Origin of the sequence: Brunnivagina elsteri CCALA 953, assembly GCF_002289455.1 — a bacterium.
Classification (GTDB): Bacteria; Cyanobacteriota; Cyanobacteriia; order Cyanobacteriales; family Nostocaceae; genus Brunnivagina; species Brunnivagina elsteri.
In genome coordinates, this window is sequence record NZ_NTFS01000455.1 from 1 (window position 1) to 4,906 (window position 4,906).

General features: G+C 39.9%; 3 protein-coding genes and 1 pseudogene. 3 read left to right on the forward strand and 1 reads right to left on the reverse strand.

Annotated elements, in window-relative coordinates:
• Positions 1-294 precede the first annotated feature (294 nt).
• Positions 295-954 carry an NAD(P)H-dependent oxidoreductase gene (locus CK510_RS26255; protein ID WP_095724470.1) on the forward strand — a complete coding sequence of 220 codons (660 nt, stop codon included), beginning with the start codon at positions 295-297 and terminating at the stop codon, positions 952-954.
• Between the two features lie 87 nt (positions 955-1,041).
• Here CK510_RS26255 and CK510_RS26260 read toward each other — a convergent pair whose 3' ends face one another.
• On the reverse strand, positions 1,042-2,520 hold the full coding sequence (locus CK510_RS26260; protein WP_095724471.1) for an AAA family ATPase: 1,479 nt from the start codon (positions 2,518-2,520) through the stop codon (positions 1,042-1,044).
• A gap of 243 nt (positions 2,521-2,763) precedes the next feature.
• Here CK510_RS26260 and ccmP point away from each other — a divergent pair, with 243 nt between their 5' ends.
• Together ccmP and CK510_RS26270 are read left to right on the forward strand one after the other, a co-directional pair.
• Positions 2,764-3,405: a beta-carboxysome protein CcmP gene (ccmP, locus tag CK510_RS26265; protein WP_095724472.1), complete on the forward strand. Its 642-nt coding sequence runs from the start codon at positions 2,764-2,766 to the stop codon at positions 3,403-3,405.
• A 10-nt stretch (positions 3,406-3,415) separates the two neighbouring features.
• Positions 3,416-4,000, forward strand: a pseudogene (locus tag CK510_RS26270) (pentapeptide repeat-containing protein); the annotation flags it as partial.
• Positions 4,001-4,906: the final 906 nt, after the last annotated feature.

Genomic DNA, 4,906 nt, shown 5'->3' on the forward strand with positions numbered 1-4,906 from the left:
ATGAATGATCGATCCTGTGTTGTCATGCTGTAGCTTGCTTCCCGCAGGGTGGAACGAAGCATCTACGCGAGATTCTTCGTTCCTCAGAATGACATTGGGCATTTCTTTCTGTGGAGTTCTCTTAGCAAAATTAGGGGGAGGCGAAAATTAGCCTTTTATGACACGCTGTTATATCTTTAATGTTTGTGGACGATGCTGAATTTAGGTATATTTTTGTAACACAGATCCTACAATAAAATTGTACTTTGATTCGGCAGCGCCTTCAAAATGAAGTAATAAACCGAGAGATAGTATATGAGCAGTGCAGTATCTACACCAGATTCCGTTCTCCAACAACTTCAATGGCGTTATGCTACCAAGAAATTTGACCCTAGCAAAACAATCTCTGATGATGCCTGGAAAACACTGGAACAAAGTATGGTTTTAGCTCCTTCTTCGTTTGGACTACAACCTTGGAAATTTTTTGTCGTCGGTAATCCAGAAATTCGTCGCGAGCTATTGGCACATTCTTGGGGACAGGCACAAGTTGTTGATGCGTCGCATTTGGTTGTTTTTGCGATTAAAAAAGACTTGAATGCTGCTGATGTTGACCGTTATCTCGATCGCATGGCAGAAGTTCAGCAAACACCTGTGGAAAATCTCCAAAAGTTTGGCTCTGTCGTTAAGGGGTTTATGGAAAAGCCTCCCTATCCTTTGGATATTAATGAATGGTCTACTCGCCAAGTCTATATTGCGTTGGGGCAATTTATGACGGCTGCGGCTGTTTTGGGTATTGATACTTGTCCGATGGAAGGATTTGTACCTGCAAAATATGATGAGGTTTTGGGACTTCCTGCACAAGGTTATAAAGCGGTTGTTGTGTGTCCTGTTGGGTATCGTTCGGATGAAGATCACAGTGCCCAAAGACCGAAGGTGCGGTTTAATACTGAAGATGTGGTGGAATATATTAATTAATTGAGGGATTTGTAGAAAATTAAGATATCTCAACCAGCGATTTATCTATCATATCATGAGTAAGGCGGGGTTAATCCCCGTCCTAATTCAAAAATAATCGACAGAGATAAAAGATAAATCTTCTCCGGTAATTAAAGAGATTTCAGAATTGTCTAGTTTTGGTAATTCGTTAACAATTCGGTTTGCTTGTTGTTCGATCGCACGCTCGAATAGGGTGCGAACAAATCGACCATTCCCAAAGTTTTTAGTGCGTTTTTCGTAAGCTAATGTAAATTCTCTTTGCAGAACTATATAACCTGATAAATCGATTGAGTATCCATTATCAATACAGAATTTTTTGAAAATTGCCAATAATTCATCTGGTTTGTAATGGTCAATATATAATAAACGATTAATCCGCGACTTTAAACCCGGATTCGATTCGATAAATTTCTCCATCTCATCAGCATATCCAGCCACAACTACAGCCATGTGTTGACGTTTGTCTTCCATGCGTTTAAGTAGTACTTGGAGTGCTTCTCTACCAAAGTCATTTGGTGTATCATCAGGAACTAATGAGTAAGCTTCATCGATGAATAGGACACCTCCTAATGCTTGCTGGACGGCATTTTCTACTCGCAATGCAGTTTGACCGATGTATCCGCCTATAATGCCAGCACGGTCGGTTTCCACAACATGTCCCCGTTCTAAAAAGCCTAGTTGTTTGTACAAACGACCAAGTAATCTGGCAATTGTTGTTTTACCAGTGCCTGGTGGACCATATAGCATGAGATGTAGGGATGTTTCTACTGTTTTGAGTCCTCTTTGCTTGCGTTCAGTTTGTACTTTGAGAAAATTCGCGATCGCAAATAATTGATGTTTGCTTTTTTCATGTCCAATTAATGCATTTAAATCCCCAGTGATTTTCTCTAAGGTGTCATCATCTGGTGGTTCGTGTTCGATGAAAGTCGCTTTAGTTTCTGGTTTTGATTCTTTAACATCTTTTGTTGTTTCTTCTGCCGTTTTTTCTGGTTCTGGAGTACTAATAGTTAAGCTGTGAAACTTGGTTGTAATTTTATCATGGATGATAAATCCAAAGCTTTTACCTAAAACGTCCATGACATTTTCTGATGGAAGGGTTTCGACTAAACTGCTATTAATATAAAAGCCGACAAAATTCCCAATCTTACGAATTTTCAACAGGTTCACACTATCCCCAATTTGAATTTGTTCACACTTTTTCCAATTTGAAAAATGCGTCGAAACTCCATCTTTATACTGGGTAATACGATACAATCCATTACCAGAAATAATAAACTCAAAAAAATTACTTGTATCCAATAATCCCCAAGCAAAACCATACCCAAAACTATCTACACCAGCAGACTTTTCCAAGATGAGATGGATTTGAAATTCCTGGCGATCGTAGAAAAAATCTGCCGAATTCCAAGTTAACCAATAGGTATCTCCAGCACGTTTGTGGTCAAAAAGATAATGATTGTCACTAAGAGTAAGGCTGCAATCAGCATCATCCCGCGTTACCCATTTTCGGCAATTTTCCTGAAAGTATTCCTCAAATATTAGCATTGCGGTTTCCTACACTGCGATCGCACTTGGCTTTTATCTCCGTTTATCGCATCGCGATATCTGGGGAGTATCTGCGAATTATAAATATACTAATGACTACACTGGGAAAGGGATATTTTTCGGAAAGGGAAATATGGAAAATATGGGAAATATCTAAAAGACTCTTCCCCTCTCATGGTAGGTTAGGTTTAATACATATTTCTTCATTAATAATTATTACTTTACTGACCGGAGAATAAAGTCTTGGGAGTTGAATTACGCAGTTTCGTATTTCTTGACAATTTACAGCCTCAACATGCGGCTTATATCGGAACAGTTGCCCAAGGTTTTTTGCCATTGCCAGGGGATACATCATTGTGGATTGAGGTTTCTCCGGGGATTGAAATTAATCGTATTACTGATGTGGCGCTCAAATCTGCTTCTGTACGTCCTGGGGTGCAGGTTGTTGAACGTTTGTATGGTTTACTGGAAGTACATTCTGCTTCTCAAGGGGAGACACGAGCGGCAGGAGCGGCAATTTTGGCGTTTTTGGGGGTTAAAAGAGAGGAATGTCTGAAACCGCGTATACTTTCCAGTCAAATTATCCGTAATATTGATGCTTACCAAACACAATTAATCAATCGTACCCGTCGGGGGCAATTGCTATTGGCTGGGGAAACGTTGTATGTATTGGAAGTTGAACCTGCTGCTTATGCTGCATTAGCTGCGAATGAGGCTGAAAAAGCTGCTGCCATTAATATTTTGGAAGTGCAAGCTGTAGGTAGTTTTGGCAGGTTGTATTTAGGGGGACAAGAACAGGATATTCTTGCTGGTGCTGCTGGGGCAAAAGCTGCTATTGAAAATGTTGCTGGTAGGGTAAATCCTTTAGGTGGTCGTAAGGAGTAAAGGGGAAATAATGGCTAATTACGAGCATTTAGCTATTTTACAAGCAGGTGCGATCGCATGGGTTGGGTGGAGGCAAAAAAACCCTCTGATTGAACCAGATTTTAGTCTGGCTAATTTGGTGGCTGCAAAACTGACGCAAGTCGATTTGAGTGGTGCGAATTTGATTGGTTGCGATTTGAGTGGTGCTAATCTTGAAGATGCTTTAATGAATGGGGCAAATCTGATTGGAAGTAATCTAAGTGGGAGTAATCTGAGAAAAGCTGATTTTGGGGGAGCAAAACTTCACAGGGCTAATCTTGGTTTTGCTAATTTAGTATCAGCTAATTTGATTGCGGCTGATTTGAGCGGTGCGAATTTGTATGAAGCGGAATTAATCGCAGCTTATCTTTATCAAGCTAATTTATCTAAAGCTAATTTAACTCAAGTTCATCTTGCTCATGGTTATTTATTACGGGCAAATCTCAGTGAAGCTAATTTAAATAAAGCTGATTTGAGATGGACAAATTTGGTGGGTGCAAATTTAGTTGGGGCTGATTTTAGTAATGGGAGATTATCTGGTGCAAAGCTGATGGGGGCTAATTTAGCTGGTGCTAATTTTTGCGGTGTGAAAGATTTATTTGTGCAGCAAGTTGAAGTCGCACGGAATTGGCAAGATGCGGAATATGATGATGATTTTTATACAAAGTTAAAAAGTCTTAAAAGGCTTACTCACCAAGGATTTAGGGAAAAGTACAGCACTTAAGGTAAAGTAATTGAAATTGGGTGCTAAAGGTGACAAATCATGTTGGACTAGAAATAAACAATGACGTTAACATCTTACTGATAACCATTATCAGCTTATCGATATAACTCCATATTTTAAAAGTATAATTTTTACATCCTGATGATTTTAAATTTGTAAATTATTTGGTTCTTCATTACTTGTTATGCTAAAAACACCTATAAAATAGCTCATAGTCCTTGCTGTACAAGAAAGATAGCTTTTAATCTTGACTTTTGAGCCTTTGGGATAAAATCAAGGTTATAACTGCCTGAAAGCCTTGATTTTAAAGGCAAATCCATAATTTTAGCTTAAAATTCAGCATAACACCTACGGAAGAGCCATATATTTAATAGTAATTTAAGCTACAGCGAAAATCAAAAACCTGACTACAAGTACTTAAAAAAGTCAATACCGAATATTCCCAAATCCTGACTTCTTAATGCACCACAGCAAAGAGTTTGATGCTTAGAGTAAGCCACAAAATGAATGATCCTGTGTTGTCATGCTGAGGAACGTAGGCGAAAGACTTCCCGTTCGCGTTTCGCGTTCCGTTGGCGTAGCCGCCCTCTTAGGGCTAGGTAGGGTAGCATCTACGCGAGATTCTAGCCTGCGGCAACGCGTAGGCACTGAGTCGCAAAGCGACACGCTGCGCGTAGCTTGCTTCCACGGAGTGGTACGCCTTCTCGTAGAGTAGCGCGTACGTTCCACCCTGCGGGTAGACGCGCAAGCGGCTTCTGT

What these genes read in the sequence shown, in the direction of transcription:
- CK510_RS26255 (WP_095724470.1), top strand. Translation starts at nt 295, where the DNA reads ATGAGCAGTGCAGTATCTACACCAGATTCCGTTCTCCAACAACTTCAA.
- CK510_RS26260 (WP_095724471.1), bottom strand. Translation starts at nt 2,520, where the DNA reads ATGCTAATATTTGAGGAATACTTTCAGGAAAATTGCCGAAAATGGGTA.